The organism is Solwaraspora sp. WMMD1047, assembly GCF_029626155.1.
In the GTDB taxonomy this organism is placed as follows: Bacteria; Actinomycetota; Actinomycetes; order Mycobacteriales; family Micromonosporaceae; genus WMMD1047.
Genome location: NZ_JARUBL010000001.1, coordinates 6,848,198 through 6,874,881 on the forward strand (window position 1 = coordinate 6,848,198; position 26,684 = coordinate 6,874,881).

At 72.4% G+C, this 26,684-nt stretch carries 29 protein-coding genes and 1 pseudogene; 13 read left to right on the forward strand and 17 right to left on the reverse strand.

Features of this window, described 5'->3' with window-relative positions; translation table 11 throughout:
* Positions 1-37: 37 nt before the first annotated feature.
* The 9 genes from O7627_RS31355 to O7627_RS31395 all read right to left on the reverse strand — a co-directional run bounded on the left by O7627_RS31355 (position 38) and on the right by O7627_RS31395 (position 8,099).
* Positions 38-1,024, reverse strand: coding sequence for an aldo/keto reductase (locus O7627_RS31355; protein WP_278097058.1), 987 nt, complete (start codon positions 1,022-1,024; stop codon positions 38-40).
* Positions 1,025-1,078: 54 nt separating this feature from the next.
* Positions 1,079-2,365 carry an MFS transporter gene (locus tag O7627_RS31360; protein ID WP_278097059.1) on the reverse strand — a complete coding sequence of 429 codons (1,287 nt, stop codon included), beginning with the start codon at positions 2,363-2,365 and terminating at the stop codon, positions 1,079-1,081.
* Positions 2,366-2,435: 70 nt separating this feature from the next.
* Positions 2,436-2,885, reverse strand: coding sequence for a MarR family transcriptional regulator (locus O7627_RS31365; RefSeq protein WP_278097060.1), 450 nt, complete (start codon positions 2,883-2,885; stop codon positions 2,436-2,438).
* Between the two features lie 72 nt (positions 2,886-2,957).
* The gene (locus tag O7627_RS31370) at positions 2,958-4,436 is read right to left on the reverse strand and encodes an NCS2 family permease (protein WP_278097061.1); all 1,479 of its coding nucleotides are present in this window, start codon (positions 4,434-4,436) and stop codon (positions 2,958-2,960) included.
* Between the two features lie 98 nt (positions 4,437-4,534).
* Entirely contained in the window at positions 4,535-4,999 is a 465-nt protein-coding gene (locus tag O7627_RS31375) for an NUDIX hydrolase (protein WP_278097062.1), read from the reverse strand.
* Complete coding sequence (locus tag O7627_RS31380; protein WP_278097063.1) at positions 4,996-6,126, reverse strand: DegT/DnrJ/EryC1/StrS family aminotransferase; 1,131 nt, start codon at positions 6,124-6,126, stop codon at positions 4,996-4,998. Before O7627_RS31380 ends, O7627_RS31375 begins: the two co-directional genes overlap by 4 nt.
* Positions 6,116-7,207, reverse strand: a complete 1,092-nt coding sequence (locus O7627_RS31385; RefSeq protein WP_278097064.1) for a zinc-binding alcohol dehydrogenase — start codon at positions 7,205-7,207, stop codon at positions 6,116-6,118. Before O7627_RS31385 ends, O7627_RS31380 begins: the two co-directional genes overlap by 11 nt.
* Complete coding sequence (locus O7627_RS31390) at positions 7,204-7,824, reverse strand: deoxynucleoside kinase (RefSeq protein WP_278097065.1); 621 nt, start codon at positions 7,822-7,824, stop codon at positions 7,204-7,206. The genes O7627_RS31385 and O7627_RS31390 overlap by 4 nt, the downstream gene beginning before the upstream one ends.
* Complete coding sequence (locus tag O7627_RS31395; protein WP_278097066.1) at positions 7,821-8,099, reverse strand: hypothetical protein; 279 nt, start codon at positions 8,097-8,099, stop codon at positions 7,821-7,823. The genes O7627_RS31390 and O7627_RS31395 overlap by 4 nt, the downstream gene beginning before the upstream one ends.
* 310 nt (positions 8,100-8,409) lie before the next feature.
* Here O7627_RS31395 and O7627_RS31400 point away from each other — a divergent pair.
* The 4 genes and pseudogenes from O7627_RS31400 to O7627_RS31415 all read left to right on the forward strand — a co-directional run.
* A pseudogene (locus tag O7627_RS31400) lies at positions 8,410-8,613 on the forward strand (helix-turn-helix transcriptional regulator); the annotation flags it as partial.
* A 264-nt stretch (positions 8,614-8,877) separates the two neighbouring features.
* Positions 8,878-9,885, forward strand: a complete 1,008-nt coding sequence (locus O7627_RS31405) for an XRE family transcriptional regulator (protein ID WP_278098572.1) — start codon at positions 8,878-8,880, stop codon at positions 9,883-9,885.
* A complete protein-coding gene (locus O7627_RS31410) occupies positions 9,882-10,760 on the forward strand; it encodes a PfkB family carbohydrate kinase (RefSeq protein WP_278097067.1) in 879 nt (292 codons plus the stop codon). Before O7627_RS31405 ends, O7627_RS31410 begins: the two co-directional genes overlap by 4 nt.
* 236 nt (positions 10,761-10,996) lie before the next feature.
* Complete coding sequence (locus tag O7627_RS31415) at positions 10,997-11,200, forward strand: DUF2530 domain-containing protein (protein WP_278098503.1); 204 nt, start codon at positions 10,997-10,999, stop codon at positions 11,198-11,200.
* 62 nt (positions 11,201-11,262) lie between these two features.
* Here O7627_RS31415 and O7627_RS31420 read toward each other — a convergent pair whose 3' ends face one another.
* A complete protein-coding gene (locus O7627_RS31420) occupies positions 11,263-12,102 on the reverse strand; it encodes a DUF3027 domain-containing protein (protein WP_278097068.1) in 840 nt (279 codons plus the stop codon).
* 85 nt (positions 12,103-12,187) lie between these two features.
* Between O7627_RS31420 and O7627_RS31425 the strand changes: the two genes are divergently transcribed.
* Positions 12,188-13,882 (forward strand): MFS transporter, encoded by a 1,695-nt coding sequence (locus tag O7627_RS31425; protein ID WP_278097069.1) that lies wholly within the window; start codon positions 12,188-12,190, stop codon positions 13,880-13,882.
* On the forward strand, positions 13,879-14,559 hold the full coding sequence (locus O7627_RS31430) for a futalosine hydrolase (protein WP_278097070.1): 681 nt from the start codon (positions 13,879-13,881) through the stop codon (positions 14,557-14,559). The genes O7627_RS31425 and O7627_RS31430 overlap by 4 nt, the downstream gene beginning before the upstream one ends.
* A gap of 6 nt (positions 14,560-14,565) precedes the next feature.
* Here the strand turns inward: O7627_RS31430 and O7627_RS31435 are convergent, their stop codons facing one another.
* The 3 genes from O7627_RS31435 to O7627_RS31445 form a co-directional block, all read right to left on the reverse strand.
* On the reverse strand, positions 14,566-15,921 hold the full coding sequence (locus O7627_RS31435; RefSeq protein ID WP_278097071.1) for a sigma-70 family RNA polymerase sigma factor: 1,356 nt from the start codon (positions 15,919-15,921) through the stop codon (positions 14,566-14,568).
* Positions 15,921-16,340, reverse strand: a complete 420-nt coding sequence (locus O7627_RS31440) for a YciI family protein (RefSeq protein ID WP_278097072.1) — start codon at positions 16,338-16,340, stop codon at positions 15,921-15,923. Before O7627_RS31440 ends, O7627_RS31435 begins: the two co-directional genes overlap by 1 nt.
* A gap of 382 nt (positions 16,341-16,722) precedes the next feature.
* The gene (locus O7627_RS31445) at positions 16,723-17,277 is read right to left on the reverse strand and encodes a Uma2 family endonuclease (protein ID WP_278097073.1); all 555 of its coding nucleotides are present in this window, start codon (positions 17,275-17,277) and stop codon (positions 16,723-16,725) included.
* A gap of 380 nt (positions 17,278-17,657) precedes the next feature.
* Between O7627_RS31445 and O7627_RS31450 the strand changes: the two genes are divergently transcribed.
* From O7627_RS31450 to O7627_RS31460, 3 genes are read left to right on the forward strand one after another with little or no spacing between them, the layout of a single operon-like run.
* Complete coding sequence (locus O7627_RS31450; RefSeq protein ID WP_278097074.1) at positions 17,658-18,161, forward strand: SRPBCC family protein; 504 nt, start codon at positions 17,658-17,660, stop codon at positions 18,159-18,161.
* Complete coding sequence (locus tag O7627_RS31455) at positions 18,158-18,499, forward strand: YciI family protein (protein ID WP_278097075.1); 342 nt, start codon at positions 18,158-18,160, stop codon at positions 18,497-18,499. Before O7627_RS31450 ends, O7627_RS31455 begins: the two co-directional genes overlap by 4 nt.
* Before the next feature lie 10 nt (positions 18,500-18,509).
* The gene (locus O7627_RS31460) at positions 18,510-19,724 is read left to right on the forward strand and encodes a sigma-70 family RNA polymerase sigma factor (RefSeq protein WP_278097076.1); all 1,215 of its coding nucleotides are present in this window, start codon (positions 18,510-18,512) and stop codon (positions 19,722-19,724) included.
* On the opposite strand, the gene O7627_RS31465 is transcribed toward O7627_RS31460, so the two are convergent.
* Complete coding sequence (locus O7627_RS31465) at positions 19,721-19,897, reverse strand: hypothetical protein (RefSeq protein ID WP_278097077.1); 177 nt, start codon at positions 19,895-19,897, stop codon at positions 19,721-19,723. The genes O7627_RS31460 and O7627_RS31465 overlap by 4 nt on opposite strands.
* A 94-nt stretch (positions 19,898-19,991) precedes the next feature.
* Positions 19,992-20,903, reverse strand: coding sequence for an oxidoreductase (locus tag O7627_RS31470; protein WP_278097078.1), 912 nt, complete (start codon positions 20,901-20,903; stop codon positions 19,992-19,994).
* Between the two features lie 79 nt (positions 20,904-20,982).
* On the opposite strand from O7627_RS31470, the gene O7627_RS31475 reads away from it, so the two are divergent.
* Positions 20,983-21,423, forward strand: coding sequence for a MarR family transcriptional regulator (locus O7627_RS31475; protein ID WP_278097079.1), 441 nt, complete (start codon positions 20,983-20,985; stop codon positions 21,421-21,423).
* A 124-nt stretch (positions 21,424-21,547) separates the two neighbouring features.
* Entirely contained in the window at positions 21,548-22,381 is an 834-nt protein-coding gene (locus tag O7627_RS31480; RefSeq protein ID WP_278098504.1) for a 1,4-dihydroxy-6-naphthoate synthase, read from the forward strand.
* Here O7627_RS31480 and O7627_RS31485 read toward each other — a convergent pair.
* Both O7627_RS31485 and O7627_RS31490 read right to left on the reverse strand, forming a co-directional pair.
* Entirely contained in the window at positions 22,342-22,728 is a 387-nt protein-coding gene (locus O7627_RS31485; protein WP_278097080.1) for a cold shock domain-containing protein, read from the reverse strand. The two genes, O7627_RS31480 and O7627_RS31485, sit on opposite strands and share 40 nt — an antisense overlap.
* A gap of 51 nt (positions 22,729-22,779) precedes the next feature.
* Entirely contained in the window at positions 22,780-23,397 is a 618-nt protein-coding gene (locus tag O7627_RS31490; protein ID WP_278098505.1) for an HAD hydrolase-like protein, read from the reverse strand.
* Between the two features lie 137 nt (positions 23,398-23,534).
* Between O7627_RS31490 and O7627_RS31495 the strand changes: the two genes are divergently transcribed.
* Together O7627_RS31495 and O7627_RS31500 are read left to right on the forward strand one after the other, a co-directional pair.
* Positions 23,535-24,098 (forward strand): GNAT family protein, encoded by a 564-nt coding sequence (locus tag O7627_RS31495; protein WP_278097081.1) that lies wholly within the window; start codon positions 23,535-23,537, stop codon positions 24,096-24,098.
* Between the two features lie 12 nt (positions 24,099-24,110).
* Positions 24,111-26,681 carry a helicase-associated domain-containing protein gene (locus tag O7627_RS31500; RefSeq protein WP_278097082.1) on the forward strand — a complete coding sequence of 857 codons (2,571 nt, stop codon included), beginning with the start codon at positions 24,111-24,113 and terminating at the stop codon, positions 26,679-26,681.
* The last annotated feature ends 3 nt before the right edge of the window (positions 26,682-26,684 follow it).

The window sequence follows — 26,684 nt, forward strand, 5'->3', positions numbered from 1 at the left end:
CCGCACTGACCTGGTGGTCAGTGCCTCACCGCACCGGTCACCAGGCCCACGCCTCCGGGCCGGGACCGCCCTGGCCGACCGGCGGGAACAGCTCGTCGAGCCGGGCCAGCGTCTCGTCGGTCAGCCGCACTGCCAGGGCACCAAGTGAGGCGTCGAGCTGCGCCACCGTCCGCGGGCCGATGATCGGTGCGGTCACCCCGGGCCGGGACAGCAGCCAGCCGAGCGCCACGTCGGCCGGGTCCTGCCCGAGGTCCGCGCAGAGCTTCTCGTACGCCTCGATGGTGGTCCGGTTCGCGGCGAGTGCGTCGGCCGACCGGCCGCTCTTGGCGCGGGCCGCCCCGCCCTCGGCCATCTTCCGGATCGCGCCGCCGAGCAGTCCGCCGTGCAGCGGCGACCAGGGAATGAGCCCGAGCCCGTAGTGCCGGGCGGCGGGCAGCACCTCCAGCTCGACGTGCCGGGTCAGCAGGTTGTAGATCGACTGCTCGGAGACCAGGCCGAGGAAGTGCCGGCGGGCCGCCGACTCCTGCGCGGCGGCCAGGTGCCAGCCGGCGAAGTTGGACGACCCCACGTAGAGCACCTTGCCCTGGGCGACCAGGGTCTCCATCGCCTGCCAGATCTCCTCCCACGGCGTGGTGCGGGAGACGTGGTGCATCTGGAACAGGTCGATCCAGTCGGTCTGCAGCCGCCGCAGCGAGTCCTCACAGGAGCGGATGATGTGCCGGGCGGAGAGCCCCTGCTCGTTGGGCCAGTCGCCCATCCGCCCGTACACCTTCGTGGCGAGCACGACCCGGTCGCGGCGGCCGCCGCCCTGGGCGAACCAGCGGCCGATGATCTGCTCGGTGACCCCCTCGCCGACCTTCCACCCGTAGACGTTCGCGGTGTCGTAGAAGTTGATGCCGTGCTCCAGCGCCCGGTCCATGATCGCGAAGCTGTCGCCCTCTTCGGTCTGCGGCCCGAAGTTCATGGTCCCGAGGCAGAGCCGGCTCACCGACAGTCCGGTCCGTCCAAGATTCGTGTAGTCCATCCGTTCACCCTGCCACGCGGAGAGTTCGAGTGACGATCGCCCGCCGGCAGCCGGTCAGTGTTCGGCCGCCGCGACCACGTAGAAGCGCGGGGAGGGCAGCATCCGCAACCGCAGCCTGGCCCCGGTGCGGTGCAGCTGCCAGGTCAGCGCCACCAGCGCGGTGGTCAGCGAGACCAGCCCGCCCAGCCAGATGCTCGCGCCGGCTCCGTAGTGCTCGGCGATCCAGCCGAGCAGCGGCGCGCCCACCGGGTTGGTGCCGAGGAAGACCAGCACCCACAGCGCCATCACCCGGCCCCGGAAGGCCGCGTCGACGCCCAGCTGCACCCGCTGGTTGGAGGCCTGCCCGAAGAAGACCATGAAGAACCCGGTCGGCACCAGCAGCGCCACCACCAGCCAGTACGACGGCGCCAGCCCGACCAGGGTGCCGAAGGCCGAGCAGGCCACCGCGGCGCCGAGCACCACGTAGACCGACGGGCGGCCCCGGCGACCGGTGCCGGCCAGCGCACCGGCCAGCGAGCCGGTGGCCAGCGCGGTGGTGAACAGCCCGAACGAGGCGGCTCCGGTGTCGAACACCGTCTTGGCCAGCGCCGCGAGGGTGAGCTGGAAGTTGAACAGCGTCATCCCGATCACCGACATCAGGGCCATCGGCAGCAGCAGGTCCGGCCGGCGCGCCACGTAGCGCAATCCGTCGACGACCCGGGCCGACGCCCGGTCGGCGAGCGGCAGCAGTTCGTCGCGGTGCAGTTCGTCGGCCCGCATCCGCAGCAGGAACACCAGCGGCGCCACCGAGCTGACCGCGCTGATCAGGAAGACCGGGCCGACGTCGAAGGCGGCGATTCCCACCCCGGCCACGGCCGGGCCGGTGATCCGCGCCGAGTTGAAGGTGGCGGCCGAGAGCGACAGCGCGTTGGGTAGCAGCGGGGTGCCGACGAGTTCGGAGACGAACGACTGCCGCACCGGGGTCTCGACGGCGTTGGCGACCCCGAGCAGGGCGGCGAAGACGAAGACGTGCCAGAGCACGACCAGGTCGGTGAGGACCAGCAGGCTCATCACCAGGGCCAGCACGCTCCAGGCGGAGTTGGCCACGAAGAGCAGCAGGCGCTTGTCGTACCGGTCGGCCAGTCGCCCGGAGAGCAGGGTGAGTAGCAGCACGGGGGTGAACTGCAGCGCCACCACCACGCCGAGCGCGGTCGCGGAGTTGTCCGACAGCTCCAGGACGAGCCAGTCCTGGGCGATGAACATCATCCACACGCCGATCAGCTTGATCAGCTGACCGGTCGCGAAGAGCCGGTAGTTACGGACCCGTAGGGACTGGAACATGGTGTTCAGCTTCGCCCGCACTCGGGGTGCGCCTCCTCGTCGTACGCGTCATCCACATCGGTGGACGAAGCGAACGCGATGGTCGGCGCCGTCAGGCGCGGGCCACCCGCTGCAGGATTTCCGCGGCCCGCCCGAGCGTGTCGCGTTCCTCCGGAGTCAGGTCGGCGAGGCGCCGGGCCAGCCACTCGTCGCGTACCCGCTCGAACTGCGCGAGCACCTCGTGGCCGGCCTCGGTCGCCGAGAGGATGACCTGCCGCCCGTCGGTCGGATGGGGGGTACGCCGCACCAGGCCGCGCTCCTCCAGCTTCGCAACGATCTTGGTCATCGTCGGCGGCTGGACCCGTTCCGTGTCGGCGAGCTCCCGGGGAGTCAGCGCGCCCGCCAGCTGAAGGCTGGTCAGGGCGGAGAGCTGGGTCACCGTGAGGTCGCCGACCGGACGGGCCTGCCGTACCCGTCGATTGAGCCGGGTGATCGCGTCGCGCAGCAGGGTCGCCAACTGCGCCGGTGGCACGCGCTTCGCCATCACCGTCCGCTCCGTCACGATCGTTAGCTTAACTAATAAGCCAGGCTAACGACCACCGATATGACCACCATCACGGTACGACCGCGGCCGCTAGAAGAGCACGGATTCTATCGGTCCCCGCAGGTAGTAGAGGACGAAGAGGGCGGCCACGCCGTACAGCAGGGGGTGCACCTCGCGGGCCTTGCCCCGGGCCAGCTTGAGCAGCACGAAGGTGATCACCCCGGCCCCGATGCCGTTCGAGATCGAGTAGGTGAACGGCATCAGCACGATGGTCAGGAACGCCGGGATCGCGATCTCGTAGTCCGCCCAGTCGATGGTGCGGATCGCCGTCATCATCAGGAAGCCCACCACCACCAGCGCGGTCGACGCCGCCTCGAACGGCACGATCACCACCAGCGGGGCGAGGAACATCGCCAGCAGGAACAGACCGCCGGTGACCAGGTTCGCGGCGCCGGTCCGGGCGCCCTCGGCCACCCCCGCCGCGCTCTCGATGTAGGAGGTGTTGCTCGACGTGCTCGCCGCACCGCCGGCCGCCGCCGCGATCGAGTCGACAAGCAGGATCTCCTTCGTCCGGGGCGGCATGCCGGACCCGTCCAGCAGGTCCCCCTCCTGGCCGACCGCCACCATCGTGCCCATCGTGTCGAAGAAGTCCGTGATCATCAGGGTGAAGATGAACATCAACGTCACCAGCACCCCGGCCCGCTCCCACGAACCCAGGACGTTGAACTGCCCGAGCAAAGACAGGTCCGGCACGTCCACCACGGTCGCCGGCAGCTCCGGCACGTTCAGCGACCACCCGGCCGGGTTCGGCTTCCCGTCGACGAACGACGGGCCGACCTGGGCGATCGCCTCCACGATGATGGCCAGCACCGTGGTGGCCAGGATGCCGATCAGGATCGCACCCTTGACCCGCCGGACCACCAGCACCAGGGTCAGCAGCAGACCGAGCACGAACACCAGGCCCGGCCAGGTGACCAGCTTCCCGCCGATGCCCAGCCCCACCGGGACCGTGGTGTTCGCGGCATCCGGAATCCGCCGCACGAAGCCCGCGTCGACCAACCCGATGATCGTCAGGAACAGCCCGATGCCGACCCCGATCGCCGTCTTGAGCTGCGTCGGCACCGACCGGAACACCGCCGTACGCAGCCCGGTCAGCACCAGGATGCCGATCAGCACCCCCTCGATCACCACCAGGCCCATCGCGTCGGCCCAGGTCATCTCCGGCGCGATCTCATACGCCACCAGCGCGTTGACGCCCAGCCCGGCCGCCAACGCGAGCGGGAACCGGCCGACCACCCCCATCAGGATGGTCATCAGGCCGGCGACCAGCGCGGTGGCCGCCGCCAGCGCGGGGATCGCCAGGCTCGCGTTGTCGCCGTCCACCGCGCTGCCGATGATCAGCGGGTTGAGCACCACGATGTAGGCCATCGTGAAGAAGGTGGCCAGGCCACCACGAAGCTCCCGGTTCACCGTCGAACCCCGGGCGGTGATCTCGAAATACCTGTCGAACGCGTTACGCGGTCGGGGTGCCTCGGTCGTCGGTGCGTCGGTGCTCTGCCCTGTCGCCATGGGTGCCTCGCAACCTGGTCACATGATGATCAGCGCATCGTCCCAGAGGCGGTGTTTCCGGCAAAGCACTGCGCGGTTACGAACCTCGATCCCGTACGTCAGAAACCGCGCTGGGTCTTGGCCCAGCGGACGGCGGCGGCCACCAGTTCGGGAAGTTCGGTGGGCGTGGGCAGTTCGGCGAGGTCGGCGACCGGGACCCAGCGGGCGCCCGCGACCTCCGCCAGTTGCGCGACCGGGTCGCCGCCGGGGGCCCGGCACACGTACACGAAGTCGATGTGCCGGTGTTGGCCGTCGCGGGAGTCGGTGACGTCCATCTCGATGATGGCCCAGGGTGTCGGGTGGCTGGCCACCGCCAAGTGGCTGAAGGTGGGGTCGCCGAGGATGGTGGCGCGGATTCCGGTTTCTTCTCGCACCTCGCGGAGTGCGGCCTGTGCGGGGTCCTCGTTGGGGTCGATGTGCCCGCCGGGGTAAAGCCACAGTCCGATCTTGTTGTGGTGGACGAGTAGTACCCGGTCCCGGTGGTCGAGGACGACGGCGGATGCGGTGTTGTGCCGGATCGTCATGGGAGTTGCCCTTCGGCGAGGACGCGGACGCGGTCAGCGACCCATCCTAGAGTTGTCGGGGACATATCGGGGTGAACGGGAAGTTGGAAGGTGGTCGCGGCGAGGTGTTCGGCGTGAGGGCAGGCGGTGGCGTAGGGGGCGAAGATCTGTTGGTGGTAGAGCGGCCGGTAGCCGTAGCGGGTCGAGTCCGGGGCCAGGCCAGCTCTCGCGAATGCCTCGCTGAGTCGTGGGGCGAGGTGGGCCGCGCTGGTGGTGAGGACGAGGTTGTAGTAGTTGGGCTCGTCCTGCGCGTCGCCGTGGCCGAGTTCGGTGAGGTGGCCGCCGACGGGCAGGGCGGCGAGGAGCTGGTGGGCGTTGGCGCGGCGGGTTCGGAGCTGTCCGTGCAGACCGGGTAGCCGGCGCAGGCCGATGGCTGCGAGCGGTCCGGCGAGTTTGTAGTTGACGCCGTGGGTGCGGCCGGTGAGGTGGCCGAGGTGGGTGTAGTGGTCGATGCGGTCGGCGAGGTTGTCGTCGTCGGTGAGGACGAATCCGCCTTCGCCAGTGCTGAGGAGTTTGCGGTCGTGGGTGGAGAAGCAGCCGGCGCGGTGGTTGGTGCCGGCGTAGCGGCCCCGGGAGCGGGTGCCGTGGGCCTGGCAGGCGTCTTCGATGACGGGCACGCCAGCGGCGGCGAGGATCGCCGCGGCGGGGGTGTCGTCGGCTGGGTAGCCCCACAGCGGCAGGCTGATGGCGGCCCTCACCCGTGGGGTGAGTCTGGCCGCTACGGCGTCGGGGTCCATGGCGAGGCTGCCGGGTGCGGTGTCGACGATGACGGGGGTGGCGCCGCAGGTGAGGATCGGCATCGCGGTTGGTAGGGGTGCGGTGGCTGGTACCAGTACCTGGTCGCCGGCGCGTACGCCGAGGGCGACCAGGGTGGCGTGCAGCGCGGAGCTGCCGGAGTTGACCGCGACCGCTCGCTTGACCCCGAACCAGTCAGCCAGGGCCTGTTCATACCTGGGCAGGACGGGGGCACCGCCGGACAGGCGACCCTCGGCGAGGACCTCGGCGATCTCGTCGAGTTCCCCGCAGGGGGATGGGGTGTACCGGTCGTTGACGGGACGGGCCGCGTCATGGGTGAGCTCAGGTGTCATAGGTCAGCACCACCTTGATGGTGTCCTGGGGGGTGTCGGTGATCAGCGCGTACGCCTCGGCGGCGTGGTCGAACGGGATGCGGTGGGTGATCAGCCCATCGACGCGCACGACGTCCTCGGCGATGAGCCGCTGGGCGGTCTGGTTGAGCCGGTCGAGGGTCCACAGCGGATGGGTGCGCTGGTCGCAGCCGTTGATCGTCATGGAGGAGATGAGGGTGATGCGGTTGCGGTGGTATTCCTCGCCGAGGCGCAGGCCGGCCTGGTCGCCGTGGTAGGAGGCGACGGTGGCCACCCGGCCGCCAACGCGCAGGCACCGGATCGCCTCGTGCAGTCCGCGGTAGGAACCTGAAGCCTCGATCGCCGCATCCGCACCTACACCGTCGGTCAGATCATGCACTGCCGCGGCGACGTCGAGACCGTCGTGGGAGTGGATGGCGGATACGCCGAGGGCGTGGGCAGCCTGGACGCGTAGCGGGTACCGGTCGACGCCGATGACCAGCGCTCCGGCGTGGCGTGCCTGCTGGATGGCGAGTAGCCCCACGGTGCCCAGGCCCATCACCACCAGGGTGTCGCCGACCTGCGGGCGCGCGTCGTGGACGCCACCGAGCGCGACCCGGGCCAGGATGTGAAAGACCGCCCGCTGCGGATCGGTCCCCTCGGGCAGCAGCCCGACCGCGGCGGTCTGCTCGGTGAGCAGGTGACCGGTGGCGTGTGGGGCGTCGACGGCGATGAGATCCCCGGCCCTCACCGAGGTGACTGCCGACCCGGTGACGGTGACGCGGGCGATGGACTCGTAGCCGGGCGCGACGGGATAGTCCCGACCACGGCCGTGTGAGTAGAAGCGCCGCTGGGGGTCCCAGCAGCGGTGCAACGAGGCTGCCGAGCCCTGCAGCCACGCCATCTCGGTGCCGTGACTGACGCCAGAAATGACCGTACGGGCATACACGTCGTGCTCACCCAGCGGCGGGAGCCGCTGTTGGAGTAGTTCAACCTGGCCAGGTCCGGTGATCAGCAGCCGGGCGCACGCAGGCCCGGCATCGGTCGGTTCGCCGCCGACGGCGGCAGGTGCGGGCGATGTCATCTCATCTCCGAGGGGAGCGATAGCTGCCTCACCTGGCGGGCAAGCTCGCGCAGGTGCGGCCGGTGGAAGGTGTCGAAGGTGGCCACGTCCAACCGGATCAACGGTCGCTCCCAGACCGCGTACGCGGCGTCGAACGCGGCAGACAAGGCGTCCAGGTGAGCGCCGGTTATGACGGTTTCCATCGCACGGCCCCGTCGGCGCACCCGCTGGCGGATCACCGGCGTCGGCCCGGACATGCCCACCAGTACGTCGGGGCGGACAACACTGTCGACCCACACCCGCACGGTCGCCGTGATCCGGGCGACGTCGTCGGGGCCGAGGGTGGTGGCGGCGAAGATCGGCTGTTTGATCAGCGCCCAGTCGGCCACGACCGTGTGGCCGGCGGCGAGTAGCCCGGCGATGTACCGCAACTGGGCAACCCGTAGCGCCACAAAGGTCAACTCGACCCGCAACGCCGACCCGTCGGACCGGTCAGCGGCCAGCATCTGAGGTAGGAACGGATTGGCGTCGAACGGGTCGTACACCACCGTCGCGCCGAGCTCTGCGGCCAGTCGCGAGGCCAGAGTGGTCTTGCCGACCCCGGTCGGTCCCTCGACTGCGATGTATAGGCCCTTCATCGCAGGCCCGCAAGCAGCCGCCGCCACAGTGGGTTCCGTCGGGGAGGGGCCGCACAGGCCAGGACCGGCAGCGCCGTGGTGCTGTCCAGTAGCGCGAGTTTGTTCCGGTAGCGGTTCCGGGTTGCGGTGGCGTGCTCCTCGACGGTGCACGGTAACTGCTTGCCGCACGAGCACCAGCCGCCAGGGCCCTGCCGGTGACCGGCAAGGATCTGATCGGCCATCTCGATCTGACCGTTCGCGTATGCCGTGAACTGCTCTTTGCTCAGGGCTCGCACGTGCGGTCTCCTTTCCGGTGAGGGGTAGGCGACGGTCACCGTTGGAGCGTGGCGCGCGCCCGTCGCGACATCTGCGACAGTTCCGTCGTGCAGCCATAAGATTTCTGCCGGGCCGGTGACGCCGCCGCCGTGGAGTCCACTCAAGCCGGGCGGTACCGATGTCGAACAGTCTCGACACGGGTTTCGACACGACGTCGACGTTTACAGCGAGCGGTCTGGCGTCCGTTGTCGCGTACCGTCCTGAAGGGATACGACCTGTCGTCCCATACCTACGATCCGGAACCATGCAGCGACGGAGGGGCGGAGTCTCATGAGCGATGCCAAGCGGGTCGAGGAGGCGAGGAAGGCGCTGGGCGTGGCGCTGGCGAGGTGGCGCCACGCGCGTGGGTTGACCCAACTGGTCCTCGCGCGGCGGGTGCCGACATCCCGGACCACCATCGCCGGGGTGGAAGGTGGGCGGCAGTGTCCGGACCGGATCTTCTGGCGGCGATGCGACGTGATTCTGGGCACCGGTGGCGAGTTGCTGACCGCTCATGACCGGTATTGCCAGCTCAAGCAGCAACTCGACCGGCAACGGATCGATGCCGCGCAGCTGCGGCGGTGGGGCGAAGCTGAGGGTGGCCCTTCATCGGCCGGCGATCACGGTGGCCGCAGGCTCGCGGCTGCTCCACCGCTGCACGCCGACGCTGGGCCGGCTAGCGTTGTGGAATTTGCGTCCCGATTCGCCGACACGCGCGGCGAGGACCGTGACAGTGCCGGTGCGGCTACCCTTGCGATCATGGCCGGCGGACAGGCTTTCTCGTTCCCGTTGAGCCGTAGGGTGCTGTTCGAGATCGCCGCGGGCCTGACCACCCTCGGGGTCGTCAACGGCACGGATGCAGCGCCGCAGGGGGCCGTCGACCCCGCGGTTGTCGGGCACTTCGCACAGTTGCGCGCGTTCCTGGTGCGGGCCGACGACCGGCTGGGCGGCTCCACCATCCTGTCGACCGTCGAGCAGCAGATCGCCCTGATCGCGCTCCTGCGCCGTCAGGCACGCGGGCAACTTCGTGACCAACTCCTCAGCGCCGAGGCGCGCTGGAGCGAGTTCGGCGGCTGGCTCAGTGACGACCTCGGCGACCGGACGGCCGGTGAGCGGTGGCTGGACCGGGCGGCCAGCATCGCGCAGGAAGCCGATGATCGGGAGTTCAGCGCGTACGTGCTGGCCCGCAGGGCGCAGCGGATGGTCGGCGGCGGCGATGAGGACCGCGTCGTCGGGCTCGCCCAGGCGGCATCGCGCGTCCCGGACGCGCCTGTGCTCGTGCGCGCGTTCGCCGCCGTCCAGCAGGCGCACGGCCACGCCATCGCCGGGGACTCCACCGCGTTCCAGGCCGGCATCGAACGGGCCCGCGCCCTCGTCGCGACCGCCCCTGTGCCCGGCGACAGCGACGGCGACCCGCTCGGTTCCTTCTGCACCCCGCCGTACCTGGCGGCGCAGGAAGGCGAAGGATGGCTACGCCTCGACCAGCCACGCAGAGCCATCGACAGTTTCACCACGGCCGTCAACCAGTGGCCCGACCGCTACCGGCGGGAACGCGGCGTGTACCTGTCCCGTACCGCACACGCCTACCTGGCAGCCTCCGAACCCGACCAGGCCGCCACCGTCGCGACCGAGGCGCTGACCCTGGCGGCCACCACCGGCTCCGCGCGCGCCCACCGCAACGTCACCGCCCTGGCCCCACGACTGGCAGCCTTCGCCAACCGGCCGCAGGTACGGCACCTCCTCGACCACCTGGCCGCGACCGGATGACCCACCCACCACCCGACGACAGCCACCAGCGGGCACCGCACGTCGTCGTCATCGGGCGCGCCAACATCGACATCACCGTCCGGATCCCCCACCGGCCCGTACCCGGCCGCACCACGTTCGCCTCAGCGCCGGCCACCACCACCGCCGGTGGCAAGAGCCTCAACCAGGCCCTGGCCGCGCGGCGGGCGGGCGCGCACGTCAGCCTCATCAGCAACGCCGGCGCCGACCACTGGGGCGCCTTCCTGAGACAGACCCTCACCGACGCCGCCATCGACACAACGTTCTTCCAGCTCATCCCGTCCGCACCGACCGGCATCGCGATCGTCGAGGTTACCCCCGACGCCGAAAACCACATCGTCCTCGCCCTCCCACCGGCGACCGAACTCACCGCCGCCCACATACACGACGCCCTGCCGACACTGCGGGCACCGGTCGTGGTCACCCAACTCGACATCCACCCCGAAGCCGTCGACGCGGTACTGCGCCACCACCACGCCGAGATCCTGATCGGCAACCTCGTCCCACACCCGGCCCTGGAATCGGACGCGCTGGCGGCGCTCGACATCCTCGTCGCCAACGAACACGAAACCGCCGCCATCCTCGGCCGGCACCACACCGACCCCACCACCGCCGCCGACCACCTCCGCGCACTCGGCCCCCGAACTGCCATCGTCACCGCAGGCCACCGCGGCGCCGCCTACAGCAACCCCCACCACACCGGCCTCATCACCCCACCCCCCACCCACGCCACCAACACCACCGGCGCAGGCGACGTCCTCCTCGGCACCCTCGCCACACGCCTCGCCCAACACACCCCACTACCGCACGCCATCAACGACGCCGTCACCGCCGCCACCAAGCACGTCGCCGACTAGAGGTCGCACGAGCACCTCGGTGTGGAATCCCAATCGGCCCAACGCTGTATTCTCATCACGTCGCCGAGCAGGCTGGGGTAAGGGCAGCAACATCGGCGTCGTCCGCGCAGGAACCGGAGGGCGGGTTGTTGTGCTCCCGGCGCTCGTTTGGGCAGCCTGCGTAACCTGGAGCCGTGCCCATCCCGTCGAACTCGCCACTTACGCCGCAGCCTCGACCCGAGCCGCTCGACCCGCCGATGGTGCCGTTCGCGGTCGGCGGCACCCTGGTCTGGGCCGTGGCCGGGCTGGTGCTGCTGCTGTTCTTCCGGGACTGGCTCACCGCACACGGGCACCAGAACTGGCTCGGCATCTGCCTCGCCGGTTTCCTGCTCGGCTTCCCCGGGCTGGCCGTGATGCTCCGGCACGACGCCCACCGCCGCCGCCGACGCACCGGCAACTGACCGACTCACCCGCCCGGCGCGGGCCAACGTCACCTATGGCGTGGGCCAGCAGCGGCCGTGGTTCAGCTGTGGCCGTACGGCTCCGCCGGCTCGTCGGCCTCGACCGAACCGGCCGGGCGGCTGACCGAGACCGCCTCCACCGCGCTGTCGTCGTAGATGGTCGGCAGCTCCTCCACCGGGACCTCCGGGGGCGCCGTCAGCGTCTCGGAGTGGGCGCCGCAGCCGTGGTCGGCGCTCACCGCCCGGCCGTCGTCGGGGGCGTAGTAGTTCCCGCAGACCCCGAAGATCTGCCGCATCGAACCGGCCAGCGGCAGGTAGAACCCGCAGGAACCGCAGCGGGCCGGCCGGGGTGCCGCCATCGAGATCGGCGCGGCGGGGCCGTGGTCGCCGTCGTACCACCGCTGCGCGGTGTCCATCCGGCCCTCCCGGGAGAGCACCCGGGGCCGACCCAGCCCCAGCTCCCAGGCGGTCTCCTCGACCGCCGGGTCGTCGGAGAGCAGGTAGCCCGGCGCGAGTCGCTCGTCGTCCTCCGGGGTCGGCATCAGGTCGCCGACCCCCAGGTCGCCCGGCTGCAGCCGCTCCTGCCAGGGCAGCCAGCTCGGCGCGAGCAGGGCGTCGGGGCCGGGCAGCAGCACCGTCTCGCAGACGGTGACCTGCTTGCTGCGGGCCACCCGGGTGACCGTGACCGCCCAGCGCCAGCCCCGGTAGCCGGCCAACAGGCACTCGAAGAGGTGGGTCACCAACCGCTCGCCCTCGGCCACCGCGGTCAGGTGCTCGCCGACGTCGGCGTCGTCCACCTCCGTAATGCCGGAGCGCGCCACCTCGACCGCGGCGGCACAGACCTGATCGAGACGAGCTGCGCGCACGGTGGTGCTCCTGGTCATCCGGCCATTGTTCCCCATCCCCCGCGACCGGTCACGGCGACTCCCCCGCGAGTAAGTCGGGCCACCGCCGACGACCGTCGCCGGGATGGGCGAGGATGGGGGTATGTCTGTGCTCGGCCGTACCGTGGGGACGGCCATCCGGAGCGTACGCCTGCTGCTGCGGGGGTCCGTCGGCAGCGGACGCTGGATGGCCCGCCGGGTCGGCCGGGTCCGGGAGAAGGGCGCCGCCGGCGAGACCGGCATGATGCGCCTGTTCGACCTGCACGCCGTCTCCTGCGCCGGCGACACCCTGATCACCATCGGGCTGGCCGGGACGATCTTCTTCAACGCCCCGGTCGGTGAGGCGCGCAGCAAGGTGGCCCTCTACCTGCTGGTCACCATGGTCCCGTTCGCGCTGCTCGCCCCCGTCGTCGGCCCGCTGCTCGACCACTTCCGGCACGGCCGCCGGTACGCGCTGGCCGCCACCATGCTCGGTCGGGCCTTCCTGGCCTGGATGATCTCGGACTACATCCACGGCTTCGGGCTCTACCCGGCCGCGTTCGGTGTGCTCGCGCTCTCCCGGGCGTACGGCGTCGCCCGGTCGGCGGCCGTCCCCCGGCTGCTGCCGGCGGGCCTCGGGTTGTCCCAGGCCGGCGCCCGGGCCAGCCTCTACGGCACCATCGCCGGGGCGGTGGTGGCGCCGCTCGGCCTGGCCGCGTTCTGGTTCGGCCCGCAGTGGCCGCTCCGGGTCGCCTCGGTGATCTTCCTGGTCGGCATGGTGATCGCGCTGCGGTTGCCGCCCCGGGCCGATTCCGACCCGCCGGAGACCGTGCCCAGTCCGCTGCGCGCCATCCTGACCCGGGGTGGCCGGGGCGAGAAGGTGCTGGGTCGGGGCGAACCGTCCGGCCGACTGGTGATCGCCACCCTGGTCGGGGCGGCCAGCCTCCGGGCGCTCTACGGGTTCCTGCTGCTCTACCTCGCGTTCGCGATCAAGGCCGGTGACCTCGACACCGACCTGTTCGGCCGGGAGCTCAGCGCCGAGGCGGCCCTCGGCGTGGTCGGCGGCGCGCTGGCCGCCGGTACCTTCCTGGCCACCGCCGTCGGCACCCGGCTGCGCATCCCGTACCCGGCGGCGTTGCAGTCCAGCGGCATGATCATCGTCGCCGGGGTGGGGGTGCTGGCCACGCTGCGCTTCTCGCTGCTGATGGTGACCGTGCTCTGCCTGGTCACGGCGATCATCAGCGGCCTCGGCAAGCTGGCCGTGGACGTCTCGATCCAGGAACGGGTCCGGGAGCGGCTGCGGGCCAGCTCGTTCGCGCACTCGGAGACCGTGTTGATGCTCGCCTTCGTGGCCGGCGGCGCGCTCGGCCTGATCCCGTTCCCCGGCCAGGTCGGCATCGGGGTGGCCGCCGGCTTCGGCGCGCTCGCCGCCGTACGCGGTCTGATCGTCGCCGGCCGGCTACGCGGCGAGAAGCTCAACGGCCGCGCCGGGTCGGACCACGACCAGGAACCACTGGCCCGTGATCTGTCCCGCCAGCCGGACGGCGACCCGGTGCCCGTATCCCCCGCACCGGCCCGGCAGCGGCCCGCCCCGGACCGGTCCGCTGGCCGACGCCCGGCCGCCGGGCCGACCAGCCCGACCGCCCGGCCGACCAGCCCGGCCGCGCCGGCCAGCCCGGCCACGGCTTCGGGGGCGGCGGGCGTCGGGGCCGACGACGAACAGCTGGCGCCGCCCGGTTACCACATCTACCGGCCCTCGTCGGCCGGTCGCGGCGCCGGCCAGGACGACGAGAACTCCCGCCGGGAGCCGAGCAGTTGAGCCCGCCGGAGCCGGCGTCCGTCCTGGTGGTCACCGCCGTGCCGGCCGAGGCGCGGGCCGTCCGCACCGGCCTGGACGGCGCCGGGCTGACCGCCGAGACCTGGTCGGTCGTACCGGTCGGGGTGGGCCCGGCGGCGGCCGCCGCCGGCACCGCCCGGCTGCTGGCGAAGGCGGAGGCCGCCGGCACCGGATACCGGGCGGTGATCAGCGCCGGGGTGGCCGGCGGCTTCCCCGACCGGGTCGAGGTCGGGACGCTGGTGCTGGCCACCCGCAGCGTCGCCGCCGACCTGGGCGCCGAGTCACCGGACGGTTTCCTCCCCATCGACGAGCTCGGCATGACCCCGGAGCAGCTGCGCGGCGGCGGCGCCGTCACCGCCGACCCGACGCTGTCCGGCGCACTGGCCACCGCGCTGCCGTCGGCCACCGCCGGCGTGATCCTCACCGTCAACACCGTCACCGGCACGGTCCGCACCACGCAGGCCCTGCGCGCCCGGCACCCGGACGCGGTGGCCGAGGCGATGGAGGGGTACGGGGTGGGCGTGGCCGCCGCCCAGGCCGGGGTGCCCTTCGCCGAGCTGCGGGCGATCTCGAATCCGATCGGCCCCCGAGACCGGGCGGCCTGGCGGCTCGCCGACGCCCTCGCCGCCCTGACCGAGGCCGCCGCCGCCCTCGCCTGAGCGGTGTCACCCCAGCTCGGCGGCCTTGCGCAGCAGCACCGACCGTTCGCGGGCGTTGCCGCAGAGCCGGGCTGCCAACTCCAGCTCGCGTCGGGCCTCGGCGGTGCGGCCGAGCCGGTGCAGCAGCTCACCGCGCACGCTCGGCAGCAGGTACGACCCGGCCAGCCGGTCGGTGGCGACCAGTTCGTCCACCATCGCCAGCGCCACCCGCGGCCCGTCCGCCATCGCCACCGCGACCGCCCGGTTCAGCTCGACGACCGGTGACGGGGCCACCCGGCCGAGCGCCTCGTAGAGCAGCACGATCCGCTCCCAGTCGGTCTCCGGCACCGAGGCCGCCGCCGCGTGGCAGGAGGCGATCGCCGCCTGCAGGCCGTACGGGCCGAGCCCCCGACCCAGCGCCGAGGCGCGGCCGAGCGCGGCCAGTCCACGGCGGATCGCCGACCGGTCCCACCGGCGCCGGTCCTGCTCCGCCAGCAGCACCGGCTCGCCGTCCGGCCCGGTGCGGGCGGGAAACCGCGCGGCGGTGAGTTCGCAGAGGGCGAGCAGCCCGTGCACCTCCGGCTCGTCGGACAGCAACGCCGTAAGCATCCGGGCCAGCCGGATCGCCTCGTACGCGAGTTCCGGCCGCAACAGCCGGTCACCGCTGGTCGCCGTCGAACCTTCCGTGAAGATCACGTAGAGCACGCTGAGGACGCCGCCGAGCCGGTCCCGCCGCTGCTCGGCCGGCGGCAGCTCGAACGGCACTCCCGCCGCGGCGATGGTCTTCTTCGCCCGGGTGATCCGGGCCTGGATCGTCGGCACCGGCACCAGGAACGACCGGGCGATCTCCTCGCTGGTCAGGCCGCCGACGGCGCGCAGGGTCAGGGCGACCCGGGCCTCGGGCGAGAGCACCGGATGGCAGGCCACGAAGATCAACGCCAGCACGTCGTCGTCGATCCGGTCGGGGTCCCACGGCAGATCATCCGGATTCTCCCGGTCGGGCACCGCACCGGAGCTGGTCTCACCCTCGACGAGCTGACCGGCGAGCATGGCGTACCGCTGGTCGAGGGCCGCCCGGCGGCGGAAGCTGTCGATGGCCCGCCGCCGGGCGGCCGACAGCAGCCAGCCGACCGGGTTGGCCGGGATGCCGTCGGTCTCCCAGGCGACGAGCGCCGCCGCGACCGCCTCCTGCGCGACGTCCTCGGCCAGCGCGAAGTCCCCGGTGTAGCGGGTCAACGCGCCGACGATCCGGGCCGATTCGATGCGCCAGACGGCCTCGACGGCCCGCCGCGCCGCCCCGGCCCGCAGCTGGCCGGCCCCCGACCGCCCGGCCTCCGGCGGTCCGTGGTGGGCGGCGGGCGGGTCGCCCGAGACCGCGCTCATCAGAGCTGGCCGGTCCGCTCGCGCCAGGCACGCTCCTTGATGATCCACTCGTTGTCCTGCGGGAACTCGTCGATCGTCGGCACCCGGCGGATCTCACACTTCGAGCCGGCCATCGCCGGGATCCGCTTGGCCCACTCGACGGCCTCCTCCTTGGTGGCCACGTCCAACACGTAGAAGCCGCCGAACAGCTCCTTGGTCTCGCCGTACGGGCCGTCGGTGACCACCGGGGTCTCGCCGCTGAAGTCGACCACGACGCCCTGCGACGGGTCATCGAGCCCTTCGGCGGCGACCAGTACGCCCGCCTTGATCATCTCGTCGTTGAAGCGCCCCATCGTGTCGAGCATCTCCTCGAACGGCGTCTCCATCATCTTCGCCATCGACTCGTCGGTGCCCCGCATGATCAGCATGTACTTCGCCACTTGTCCGCTCCTCGTTCGTCAGGTCGCGTCCCGACCCTCTCACCCCAAGGTCGAACGGCCCCGGACCGGATCGACACGACCCGTCAAAATTCTCGCTGCCAGGCGATCGGCCCCGCGGCCACCGGACGCGGGTCGGGGCTCGATGCTGGAACGTACGCTCTTGCGGTGCAGACGGCTGCCGACCGTCCACTGATCTTCCTTGATGTGGACGGACCGCTGATTCCGTTCCGTTCCCGCGAGGGAGAGCATCGCCGCACCACGGCCGGGCGTTGCTGCACCGCGTCGGTCCGACACGGGCCTCACGGAGACGGACTTCGCCGCCCTGCACCGCTCGCTCGTCGGATAGTCCCGGCGAAACGGCACTGAGCGCGACGGGTCGGACTCAGAAGAGGTCGTACTCGGCCGGGCTGGTGTTGAGGACCCACTTGAGCGGCATCGTCGCCCGCGCGGTGTAGTGGGCGTTAGTCAGGTAGTGCATGGTGATGTTCCGGACCGCGTCCTGGTCGACCACCCAGTACTGCGGGATACCGGCGGCGGCATACTCGGCGCGTTTTGTCACCGTGTCCACGCCCTCGGAGCCGGGTGACACGATCTCAACCGCCAGGAGCACGTCGGCGACCGGCAACCAGACCCCATCGGACTGGGCCTTGCTCCATACGACGAGGTCGGGAATACGCCCACCGACCCCGCCGGAACGACCGGGGATGCGTAGACCGACCGCCTGGGCGATCCGGTCAGCCGGTACACCGGCCGTCGCCAGCCACACCGTGAGCGCGGTGGCGACAACCGCGTGGAAATATCCGGCCGGCGGCATGACGGAGAGGACCCCCTCGGGACCCAACTCGTACCGGTGCCGCTCGTCTGCGGCCGACATCGCAGTGAGATCGTCAAGCGTGACGACCGAGGGCATGTGCCTGCCGACAGCCTCCGCGCTCATGCCGTGACCGTACCCGGCTCGGAGTTCTGCGGGCGTCTTCCCAGCCCGGTCGCGTCGTTCAGGATTCGGCGTTTCCGGTGTCCCGGCGTTCCACGCCCCCGGCCCGCAAGATCCGCCGGACCTGCTCGCGGCCATAGCCACTGACCCGGGCGATCTCGCCGACCCGCCACCCATCCCGATACGCGGCCACAATTGCGGCGGCAAGTCGCTCGCGCACCTTCGGCACGTCCGCTCGGGCTGAAGCGACCTCGGCAAGCCCGCACCGACCGCGAGCGTGGGCCACCCTGCGGAAAAATCTTGCAGGGGCCGGTAGTGCGGCGGCCGTTCCGTTCGTCATCAAGGCGAGAACAACGAGGCGAGCAACGGAGCGGAGAGAGTTCATGGACCTGATCACCGGCGCGGAGGTTACGGTGAGCCGGACCGTCGCGGTCCCGATCGACCGGATGTGGGAGTTGGTGACCGCCATCGAGCGGTACGGCGAGTGGAGCCCGGAGACCGTCGGCGGCCACTGGCTCGACGACGCCCGGGAGCCGGCCGTCTGGGCCCGGTTCGCCGGCCACAACCGGTTCCCGAGCGGCTTCGAAAGTAGGGTCACCTGCGTGGTGATCGCCGCCGAGCGGCCGGCAGCCTTCGCCTGGGTGGTGCCGGACGAGGCCGGTGTGGTCGGTTCGACCTGGCGTTACGAGCTGCGGGCAGGCCACCAGCCCGGCACCACGGTCGTGCGCCACTCGTTCACCCACGGCCCCGGCGTGACCGGCGCCCGGGTGGAGGGCGAGACCGACCCGCGCACCTTCGAGGAGCGCCTGATCACGATCCTGCGCAACATGACCACCACGATCAACGCGATGACCACCAGCGACAACCGGATTGGAGCCGTTCGATGAAGTACCTGATGCTGGTCTGCACCGACCCCGACTACACCCCCGGCCAGGACGACGGCGCCCCGGACGTGGAGGACTGGGTCACCGAGATGGACGGCAAGGGCATCCGGCTGATGGGCAACCGGACCCGGCCGGCCAGCGACGCGACCACGGTCCGGGTCCGCAACCGGGAGGTGCTGCTCACCGACGGCCCGTACGCGGAGACCAAGGACCAGATCGCCGGCTTCGACATCCTGGAGTGCGCCAACCTGGACGAGGCCATCGAGGTCGCGTCGAAGCACCCGATGGCCTGGGCCGGGATGATCGAGCTGCGGCCGTTCTGGCTCGACGACGAGGAGTGACCCGCACCGGATGACCGTGCCGGAGCAGATCGCCGGGATCTACGCCGACGGATGGAGCCGGATCGTGGCCACCATGATCCGGTTCACCGGCGGCGACTGGGACCTGGCCGAGGAGTGCGCCCAGGACGCGTTCGCGCGGGCGCTGCAGCGGTGGCCGGCGTCCGGCGTACCGGATCAGCCGTTGGCGTGGTTGACCACGACGGCCCGGCGGTTGGCGATCGACCGGATCCGCCGGTCCCGGACCGAGGCGGCAAAGCTGCGGAAGGTGGCCGCGATGGAGCCCGAGCCGCCGCCCTACCTGCGGGACAGCGAGATCCCGGACGAGCGGCTGGAGCTGATCTTCACCTGCTGCCATCCGTCCCTGAACCTGGACGCCCAGGTGGCGTTGACGCTGCGCAGCCTGGCCGGGCTGAGCACCGCCGAGATTGCCCGCGCGTTCCTGGTGCCGGAACGCACCATGGGCCAGCGCCTGTTCCGGGCCAAGCAGAAGGTCGCGCACGCCCGGATCCCGTTCCGGGTGCCGCCCGCGCACCTGCTCCCGGAACGGCTGCCCGCCGTACTCCATGTGCTCTATCTGCTCTTCAACACCGGATATGGGGACCTGACCCGGGCGCGACTGTGCCAGGAGGCGATCCGGCTGGCGCGGGTGCTGTCGGCGCTGATGCCCGACGAGCCGGAGGCGCTGGGGCTGCTCGCCCTGATGCTGCTGCACGACGCCCGCCGGGCGACCCGGGTCGACGCGGCCGGCGACCTGGTCACGCTCGCCGAGCAGGACCGTTCGAGGTGGGACCGGGCGCGGATCGCCGAGGGCGCCGCCCTCTGTGAGCGGGCGCTGCGCCGGGGACGGGCCGGGCCGTTCCAGATCCAGGCGGCCATCGCGGCCTGCCACGCCACCGCGCCCGTCGCGGCCGATACCGACTGGCCCCAGATCGTCGGCCTGTACGCGGAACTCGCGCGGATCGCACCCGGCCCGGTGGTGGAGCTGAACCGGGCGGTCGCGATCGCGATGGCCGACGGCCCGGCGGCGGCGCTGCCGCTTGTCGACGCGCTCACCGAGGCGGGCCAGCTCGACGGCTACCACCTGCTGCCCGCCACCCGCGCCGACCTGCTGCGCCGGCTCGGCCGGACGGCGGAGGCCGCCGACAGCTACCGGGCGGCGCTCGCCCTGGCGCCCACCGACGCCGAACGCCGCTTCCTGGCCGATCGGCTACGGGAGCCGGGCTAGCCCCACTCCCGGCGCACCATCGGGTCGGCCTCCTCGTGCGGGGGATCCGTCTCGGCCGTCTCGACCAGCTCGGCCGGCAGGACCCGGGTGGGCAGCCGCCCGAACCTGACCCGTCGCAGGGTCTCGAAATCCTCGTCGCTCGACCGCTCGACGCGGTCCCGATGATCCGTCATCGCCGACCTCCTCGCCGGGATTCCATTCTCCACGGAAGGACAAGCCCACGTCAGCGGCAATTTCGGCCGTTCGGCAGAACGAGCCAACCGAGGTTCAGCGGGCGACCGGGTAGCGGGTGCCGACGAGCTGTTCCGACACCGTCCAGAGGCGGTCGGCCAGTTCGGTGTCGTGGGCCCGACTGCCCAGCCGGACCGGGCCGGGCCGCATCGGTCCGAGCAGCCGCTGCGGTCCGGCGTACGTCCCGCCGGGCAGGTCAGGTGCGGTGGCCGCATACAGGATGGGCAGGGCGCCGTCGGTGGCCGGGCGGGTGAGCAGCCAGCCGAACAGCGCGGTGAAGAGTCGGGGACCGAGGGTCCGGTTGCTGTAGTGCATCGGGGTGGCGGCCATTCCGGGATGGGCGAGCAGGCTGCGCACCGGCGAGCCGACGGCCCGCAGCCGGCGGTCGAGCTCCAGTCCGAACAGGACGTTCGCCAGCTTGGAGTCCGCGTACGCCCGGCCGGCGGAGTAGCCGCGGGTCGCCGCCGGGTCGGCGAGGTTCAGCCGGCCGATCCGGTGCAGGTCCGACGCGACGGTGACCACCCGCGGGTCGGTCCCCTCGGCCAGCGTCGGCAGCAGCTCCATGGTCAGCGCGAAGTGACCGAGGTGGTTGGTGGCGAACTGGCTCTCGTACCCCTGCGGGCTGAGCTGGTACGGCACGTCGAAGATGGCGGCGTTGTTGATAAGCACGTCGACGCCGCGCCGCTCGTCGCGGAGGCGGTCGGTGAACCGGCGTACGGAGTCCAGGTCGAGCAGGTCCAGCTCACGCAGCTCGACGCTGGCCCGGGGTACGGCGGCCAGCAGTTCGGCGCGGACCCGCGCACCCTTGACCGGGTCGCGGACAGCCATGATCACTGTCGCGTCCCGGGCGGCGAGCTGCCGGGCGATGATCAGGCCGAGGCCGCTGCTGGCTCCGGTGACCACGACGGTCCGGCCGGCAAGGTTCGGAATATCCTGCTCGGTCCACATATCGGTCCTCTTTTCCTTGAGCTTCTCAAGCTAATACTTGAGAGACTCATGGAGTTTGTCAAGGGGATAGACTGCTTCCATGGCCAGCGCGCACCTCGACCGGAAGACGGCGTCCCTGGTCGACCAGGTGGTGGCACTCACCGCCCGATCCGTCGACCGGCTCCGCCCGGTGCTGCGCGAACTGGAGCTGAGCGAACCGGCGGGCAACCTGCTCTGGAGCGTCGACCCCGAGGCCGAGCCGGCCCCGCTACGACAACTCGCCGAGCACCTGCACTGCGACCCGTCGAACGTCACCCTGCTCGCCGCCAGACTGGAGGAACGCGGGCTCGCCGAGCGCCGGCCACACCCGCACGACGGCCGGGTCCGCACCCTCGTGCTCACCGAGGCCGGCCGCGCGGCCCGCGCCCGACTGGTCGAGCAGGCCGAGGCCACCTCGCCCTTCGCCGCCCTCACCGACGCCGAACAGCAAGCCCTGCACGACCTCCTCACCAAGGCCCTTTCGAGCCAGACCACGAGGTGAACGCCAGGTACGCTACGCGCGCGTTCTGAGGTAACTGGTGTTCAAGTCACGAGCCGACCGACCACGGGCGGCGATCACCGCGCTGGCCGGGCCGCCGGCTGAGCTGTCGGGCTACGGTGGGGTCGTGCCGCTGAAGATGGCGTACTCGCCCTGCCCTAACGACACCTTCGTCTTTCACGCGCTGGCGCACGGGCTGGTCCCCGGCGCGCCGCCGGTCGAGGTGACCTTCGCCGACGTCGACGTCACGAACACCGCCGCCGAACGCGGGGAGTACGACCTGGTCAAGGTCAGCTACGCCGCCCTGCCCTGGCTGCTGGACGACTACGAACTACTCCCCTGCGGCGGCGCGCTCGGCCGGGGCTGCGGGCCGCTGGTGCTCACCCGCGGCGGCCACCGGGCGGACCTGACCGGCGCCACCGTGGCGGTGCCCGGCGACCGGACCACGGCGTACCTGCTGTTCCGGCTCTGGTCGGCGCGGCGGCCACCGGCCCGGATCGAGGTGGTGCCGTTCCACGAGATCATGCCGGGAGTGGCCGCCGGCCGGTACGACGCCGGGCTGGTCATCCACGAGGCCCGGTTCACCTACCCCCGGCACGGGCTGACCGCCCTGGTCGACCTCGGCGAATGGTGGGAGACCGACACCGGGCTGCCGATCCCGCTCGGCGCGATCCTGGCCCGCCGCGACACGGTCGACCCGGTCGCGGCGGCCGGTTGGATCCGCGACTCGGTCCGCCGGGCCTGGGCCGACCCGGCGGCGAGCCGCGACTACGTGCTGGCGCACGCGCAGGAGATGGAGCCGGACGTGGTGGACCGGCACATCGCGCTGTATGTGAACGAGTTCACCGCCGACCTCGGCGCCGACGGCCGGGCCGCCGTGGCCGCCCTGCTCGAGCGGGCCGCGGCGGCCGGCCTGACCCCTCAGGTCTCCAGCTCGCGGGCCACCGCGTGGACGAGCTGAGCCACCGTCTGCGCCGTCTTGCGGTCCGGGAACCGGCCCCGCCGCAGGTCCGGCTGCACCTTGGCCTCCAGCACCTTGATCATGTCCTCGACCAGCCCGTGCAGCTCCTCGGCCGGGCGGCGGCGCAGCTCCGCCATGGACGGCGGCGCGTCGAGCAGCTTGACGCCGAGCGCCTGCGCCCCCCGGCGACTGTCCACCACACCGAACTCGATGCGCTGACCGCCCTTCAGGTCGGTGACGCCAGCGGGCAGCGCGCCCTTCGGCAGGAACACGTCGCCGCCCTCATCGCTGGTGACGAACCCGTACCCCTTGGCCGCGTCGTACCACTTCACTCGACCCGTCGGCACTTGTTGACCTCTACTTCGTTTGAGACGGTGACATCAGCTGACCGCTGACAGTCACAAGGCTAGCCCGAGCAGCCGGCGCAGCGCCGCCGGGAATCGGGTCAGGTCGGCCAGCACCATCGCCGCGCCCGCCGCCGCCAGCTCGTCCGCGGTGCAGGGGCCGGTCGCCACCGCGACGCCGGGCACCCCGGCGGCCCGCGCCGCGGCCATGTCGGCGACGTGGTCACCGACGTACAGCTCGGCGCCGAACCGGGTCAGCGCGGCCGCCTTCTCCTCCGCGAACACGTCGCCGGCCAGCTCGTCGACCGCCAACCCGACGTGGTCGAGGTGCAGCGCCGCCAGCCGGCCCAGCTTCGCGGTGACCACCACCACCCGACGTCCGTGGGCCCGGACCGCCGCCAGGGCGGCGGCGACCCCGGGCAGCGGCAGCGTCGGGGCGATCGCGTACGTCGGGTAGAGCGCCCGGTACGTGTCGACCGCGGCGTCCACCTCGTCGGCCGGGAACCACCTGGCGATCTCGTGGTGCAGCGGTGGGCCGAGTCGGGAGACCGCCTCGTCGGCGTCGACGTAGACCCCGGTGGCCCCGGTCAGCGCGCGGAAGGTGGCGGCGATGCCGGGGCGGGAGTCGATCAGGGTCATGTCCAGGTCGAAGCCGATCGCCGGTGCGGACATGTCGATCATCGTCGCACGGACCCGGCCCGGGTCGACGCCGGCGCCCGCCCCGCCGATGACCGGGATCACCCGCACCCGGGGCGCCCGGATCTATAGGCTCTGGCCCACCCCCGCCCATGCCGGATTGGAGTCCGCAGTTGCCCGTTGCACTCCGGCCGGTACGCGACGAGGACTTCTGGATCTTCGAACGGCAGGCGGTCGATCCGGCCGCCGTGGGCAGCTTCAACTGGTCCGGATTCCGCGCCGTCGCCCGGCTGAAGCGCCAGCACGGCGAGAACAACCTCCTCGACCGGGACGGCGGCCGGCTGATCGTGCTCGCCGACGAGGCCGCGGTCGGCGACGTCACCTGGCGGAAGGTCAGCTACGGTGACCCCTCCTGGTGGTGTTGGAACATCGGCATCTCGCTGCTGCCCGAAGCCCGCGGCCGGGGCACCGGCACCGCGGCGCAACGCCTGCTGGTCAGCTACCTCTTCGACACCACGACCGCCAACCGGGTCGAGGCGTACACGGACGTCGCCAACGTGGCGGAACAGCGTGCCCTGGAGAAGGCCGGCTTCACCCGGGACGGACTCCTGCGGTCGGTGCAGTTCCGGTCGGGTGAGTGGCGCGACCTGTATCTGTACAGCCTGCTGCGGCGGGAGTTCGACGGGGCGACCGGCGACCGGTCGTCCGAGGGGCACGACGGCCGCCCGGCCGGCTAGCGTGGAAACACGATGACCACGACCCTCGCCGACCACCTGCGGTCGCTCCCCGACGACGCGCTCGCCGCGCTGCTGCGGATGCGGCCCGACCTTGTCGTGCCGGTGCCGACCGACGTGTCCGCGCTCGCCGTCCGGGCCCAGTCCCGGATGTCGGTGGCCCGCGCCCTGGACGGGCTGGACGAGTTCACCCTGCGGATCCTCGACGCCGCCCGGCTGACCCGCGACCCGCAGACCGGGCTCACCTCGGTAGACGCGATGCTCGGCTACGCCGGCCCGCCCCCGCGCGGCGGCGACCCGGCGACGATCCGGCCGGCGATCGACCGGCTGCGCGCCCTCTTCCTGCTCTACGGGCCGGAGCACGCGCTGCAGGTCGCGGCCGGCGTGGACGAGGTCTGCTCGGCGTACCCGGCGGGGTTGGGGCGGCCGGCGGCGGAGCTGGACCCGGCCGCGGCCGAACTCTGCGCGGACCCGGCCCGGCTGCGCCGCACCCTGCTCGCCGCGCCGCCGCCGGCCCGCGCGGTGCTGGACCGGCTCGCCGCCGGCCCGCCGGTGGGCACCGTCCCGCCGGCCGGCTCGAACGGCGCGGCCCCAGCCGTGCGGTGGCTGGTGGAGAACCATCTGCTGGTGCCGGTCCCGCCGGCCGGCGGTGGGCTGCCCGCCCCGACCTCGCCGGTCGACGGCGGCTCCCCACCGGCCGCCGCCGGCACCGTCGAACTGCCCCGCGAGGTGGGCCTGCTGCTGCGTCGCGACACCGGCCCGCTCGGGGCGCTCCGCCCGACGCCGCCGGCACCGACCGCCCCCGAGCGGGAGCCGAAGGCCGCCGACTCCGCCGGGGCCGGCCAGGCCATGGAGGTGGTACGCCACACCGAGGCACTGCTGGAGGCACTGTCGGCCGACCCGCCGCCGCTGCTGCGTACCGGCGGGCTGGGGGTGCGGGAGTCACGCCGGCTGGCCCGCGCCGTCGGGCTGGACGAGGAGACCCTGGCCCTGCTGCTGGAGGTGGCGTACGCCGCGGATCTGGCCGGCGAGGACGAGGTGCCGGGCACCGCCCGGCAGGGCGGCAGTGACCTGCAGCTGCTCCCCACCGCCGGGTACGAGCTGTGGCGGACCGGCTCACTCGCCCAACGCTGGGTCCGGTTGGCCCAGGCGTGGTTGATGATGCCCCGACAGCCGGGCCTGATCGGGCAGCGCGACGACCGGGACCGGGTGATCACCGCGCTCTCCACCGAGGTGCAGCGGGCCGGCGCGCCGGCCGCCCGGCTGGCCGTGCTCGCGCTGCTCGCCGGGCTGGACCCGGGCGCCGCGCCGGCGCCGGACGAGGTGCTGGCCCTGCTGGCCTGGCACACCCCGCGCCGGAGCCGGGGGCGGGAGCCGGCCCACCGGGAGGCGCTGGCCGAGGCCGCCCGACTCGGCGTGACCGGCCTCGGCGCGCTGACCGGATACGGCCGGCTGCTGCTGGCCGAGCAGACCGCCGACCAGACCAGCGGACCCGCCGACCCGCTCGGCGTCCGAACCGGCGGCGGCCGGGACGGCGGCGTCCGAGCCAGCGGCGGCCGGGACGTTGCTGGCGGTGCCCGCGACGGGGGCGTGTTGGGGACGGCCGATCCCGAGTCGGCGGCGAACTGGGTTCCCGGGTCCACCGGCGGCGGGGCGGCGGCCCGGACGCTGGCCGGGCTGCTGCCGGCCCCGGTGGACCACTTCCTGGTCCAGGCGGACCTGACCGTGGTGGTGCCGGGGCCGCCGGAAGCCGGGCTCGCCGAGGAGCTGGAGCTGGTGGCCGAGCAGGAGTCCGCCGGTGGCGCGAGCGTGCACCGGGTCACCGGCGCGAGCGTGCGCCGCGCGCTGGACAACGGCTACCACGCCGAGGACCTGCACGCCCTGTTCCGCCAGCGGTCCCGCACCCCGGTGCCGCAGTCGCTGACCTACCTGATCGACGACACGGCCCGCCGGCACGGCGGGCTGCGGGCCGGGGCGGCCGGGGCGTACCTGCGCAGCGAGGACACCGCGCTGCTGGCCGAGGTGCTCGCCGACCGGCGGCTCGGCACGCTGGACCTGCGCCGGCTCGCGCCGACCGTGCTGATCACCCCGCTGAAGGTGCCCCGGATGCTGGCCGCGCTGCGCGAGGCGGGCTACGCGCCGGTCGCCGAGGACGCCTCCGGCGCGCTGGTGCTGGCCCGCCCCAAGGTGCGCCGGGCGCCGGTCCGCTCGGCGACCGGCCGGGCCGACGGGCTGAGCGCCCCGAAGCTGAGCCGGCCCCGGCTGCTCGGCGTGGTGGAGCAGATCCGCCGGGGCGAGGCGGCCGCCCGGGCCGCCCGCCGCGCCCCCGGCGCCGTCCGGGCCGGCAACGGCCCGGCCCGGACCGAGACCCACGCGCACACCCAGGCCCTCGCCGTGCTGCAGCAGGCGGTCCGGGACCGGACGCTGGTCTGGGTGGGGTACGTGGACGCGCACGGCGCGACCGCTTCCCGGCTGGTCCGGCCGGTCTCGATCGGCGGCGGCTACCTGCGCGCCGAGGACGAGCGGACCGAGATGCTGCACACCTTCGCCCTGCACCGGATCACCGCGGCTGTCCTGGACGACTGACCA

Bases quoted from the DNA above. Each gene is read 5' to 3' on its own strand.
- O7627_RS31470 (WP_278097078.1), bottom strand. From the start codon at position 20,903: ATGTGGACCGAGCAGGATATTCCGAACCTTGCCGGCCGGACCGTCGTG.
- O7627_RS31405 (WP_278098572.1), top strand. From the start codon at position 8,878: ATGGCCGGCGGACAGGCTTTCTCGTTCCCGTTGAGCCGTAGGGTGCTG.
- O7627_RS31410 (WP_278097067.1), top strand. From the start codon at position 9,882: ATGACCCACCCACCACCCGACGACAGCCACCAGCGGGCACCGCACGTC.
- O7627_RS31390 (WP_278097065.1), bottom strand. From the start codon at position 7,824: ATGAAGGGCCTATACATCGCAGTCGAGGGACCGACCGGGGTCGGCAAG.
- O7627_RS31425 (WP_278097069.1), top strand. From the start codon at position 12,188: ATGTCTGTGCTCGGCCGTACCGTGGGGACGGCCATCCGGAGCGTACGC.
- O7627_RS31465 (WP_278097077.1), bottom strand. From the start codon at position 19,897: ATGACGGATCATCGGGACCGCGTCGAGCGGTCGAGCGACGAGGATTTC.
- O7627_RS31490 (WP_278098505.1), bottom strand. From the start codon at position 23,397: ATGTCCGCACCGGCGATCGGCTTCGACCTGGACATGACCCTGATCGAC.
- O7627_RS31475 (WP_278097079.1), top strand. From the start codon at position 20,983: ATGGCCAGCGCGCACCTCGACCGGAAGACGGCGTCCCTGGTCGACCAG.
- O7627_RS31450 (WP_278097074.1), top strand. From the start codon at position 17,658: ATGGACCTGATCACCGGCGCGGAGGTTACGGTGAGCCGGACCGTCGCG.
- O7627_RS31445 (WP_278097073.1), bottom strand. From the start codon at position 17,277: ATGAGCGCGGAGGCTGTCGGCAGGCACATGCCCTCGGTCGTCACGCTT.
- O7627_RS31460 (WP_278097076.1), top strand. From the start codon at position 18,510: ATGACCGTGCCGGAGCAGATCGCCGGGATCTACGCCGACGGATGGAGC.
- O7627_RS31420 (WP_278097068.1), bottom strand. From the start codon at position 12,102: ATGGGGAACAATGGCCGGATGACCAGGAGCACCACCGTGCGCGCAGCT.
- O7627_RS31375 (WP_278097062.1), bottom strand. From the start codon at position 4,999: ATGACGATCCGGCACAACACCGCATCCGCCGTCGTCCTCGACCACCGG.
- O7627_RS31500 (WP_278097082.1), top strand. From the start codon at position 24,111: ATGACCACGACCCTCGCCGACCACCTGCGGTCGCTCCCCGACGACGCG.
- O7627_RS31435 (WP_278097071.1), bottom strand. From the start codon at position 15,921: ATGAGCGCGGTCTCGGGCGACCCGCCCGCCGCCCACCACGGACCGCCG.
- O7627_RS31415 (WP_278098503.1), top strand. From the start codon at position 10,997: ATGGTGCCGTTCGCGGTCGGCGGCACCCTGGTCTGGGCCGTGGCCGGG.
- O7627_RS31385 (WP_278097064.1), bottom strand. From the start codon at position 7,207: ATGACATCGCCCGCACCTGCCGCCGTCGGCGGCGAACCGACCGATGCC.
- O7627_RS31370 (WP_278097061.1), bottom strand. From the start codon at position 4,436: ATGGCGACAGGGCAGAGCACCGACGCACCGACGACCGAGGCACCCCGA.
- O7627_RS31355 (WP_278097058.1), bottom strand. From the start codon at position 1,024: ATGGACTACACGAATCTTGGACGGACCGGACTGTCGGTGAGCCGGCTC.
- O7627_RS31380 (WP_278097063.1), bottom strand. From the start codon at position 6,126: ATGACACCTGAGCTCACCCATGACGCGGCCCGTCCCGTCAACGACCGG.
- O7627_RS31455 (WP_278097075.1), top strand. From the start codon at position 18,158: ATGAAGTACCTGATGCTGGTCTGCACCGACCCCGACTACACCCCCGGC.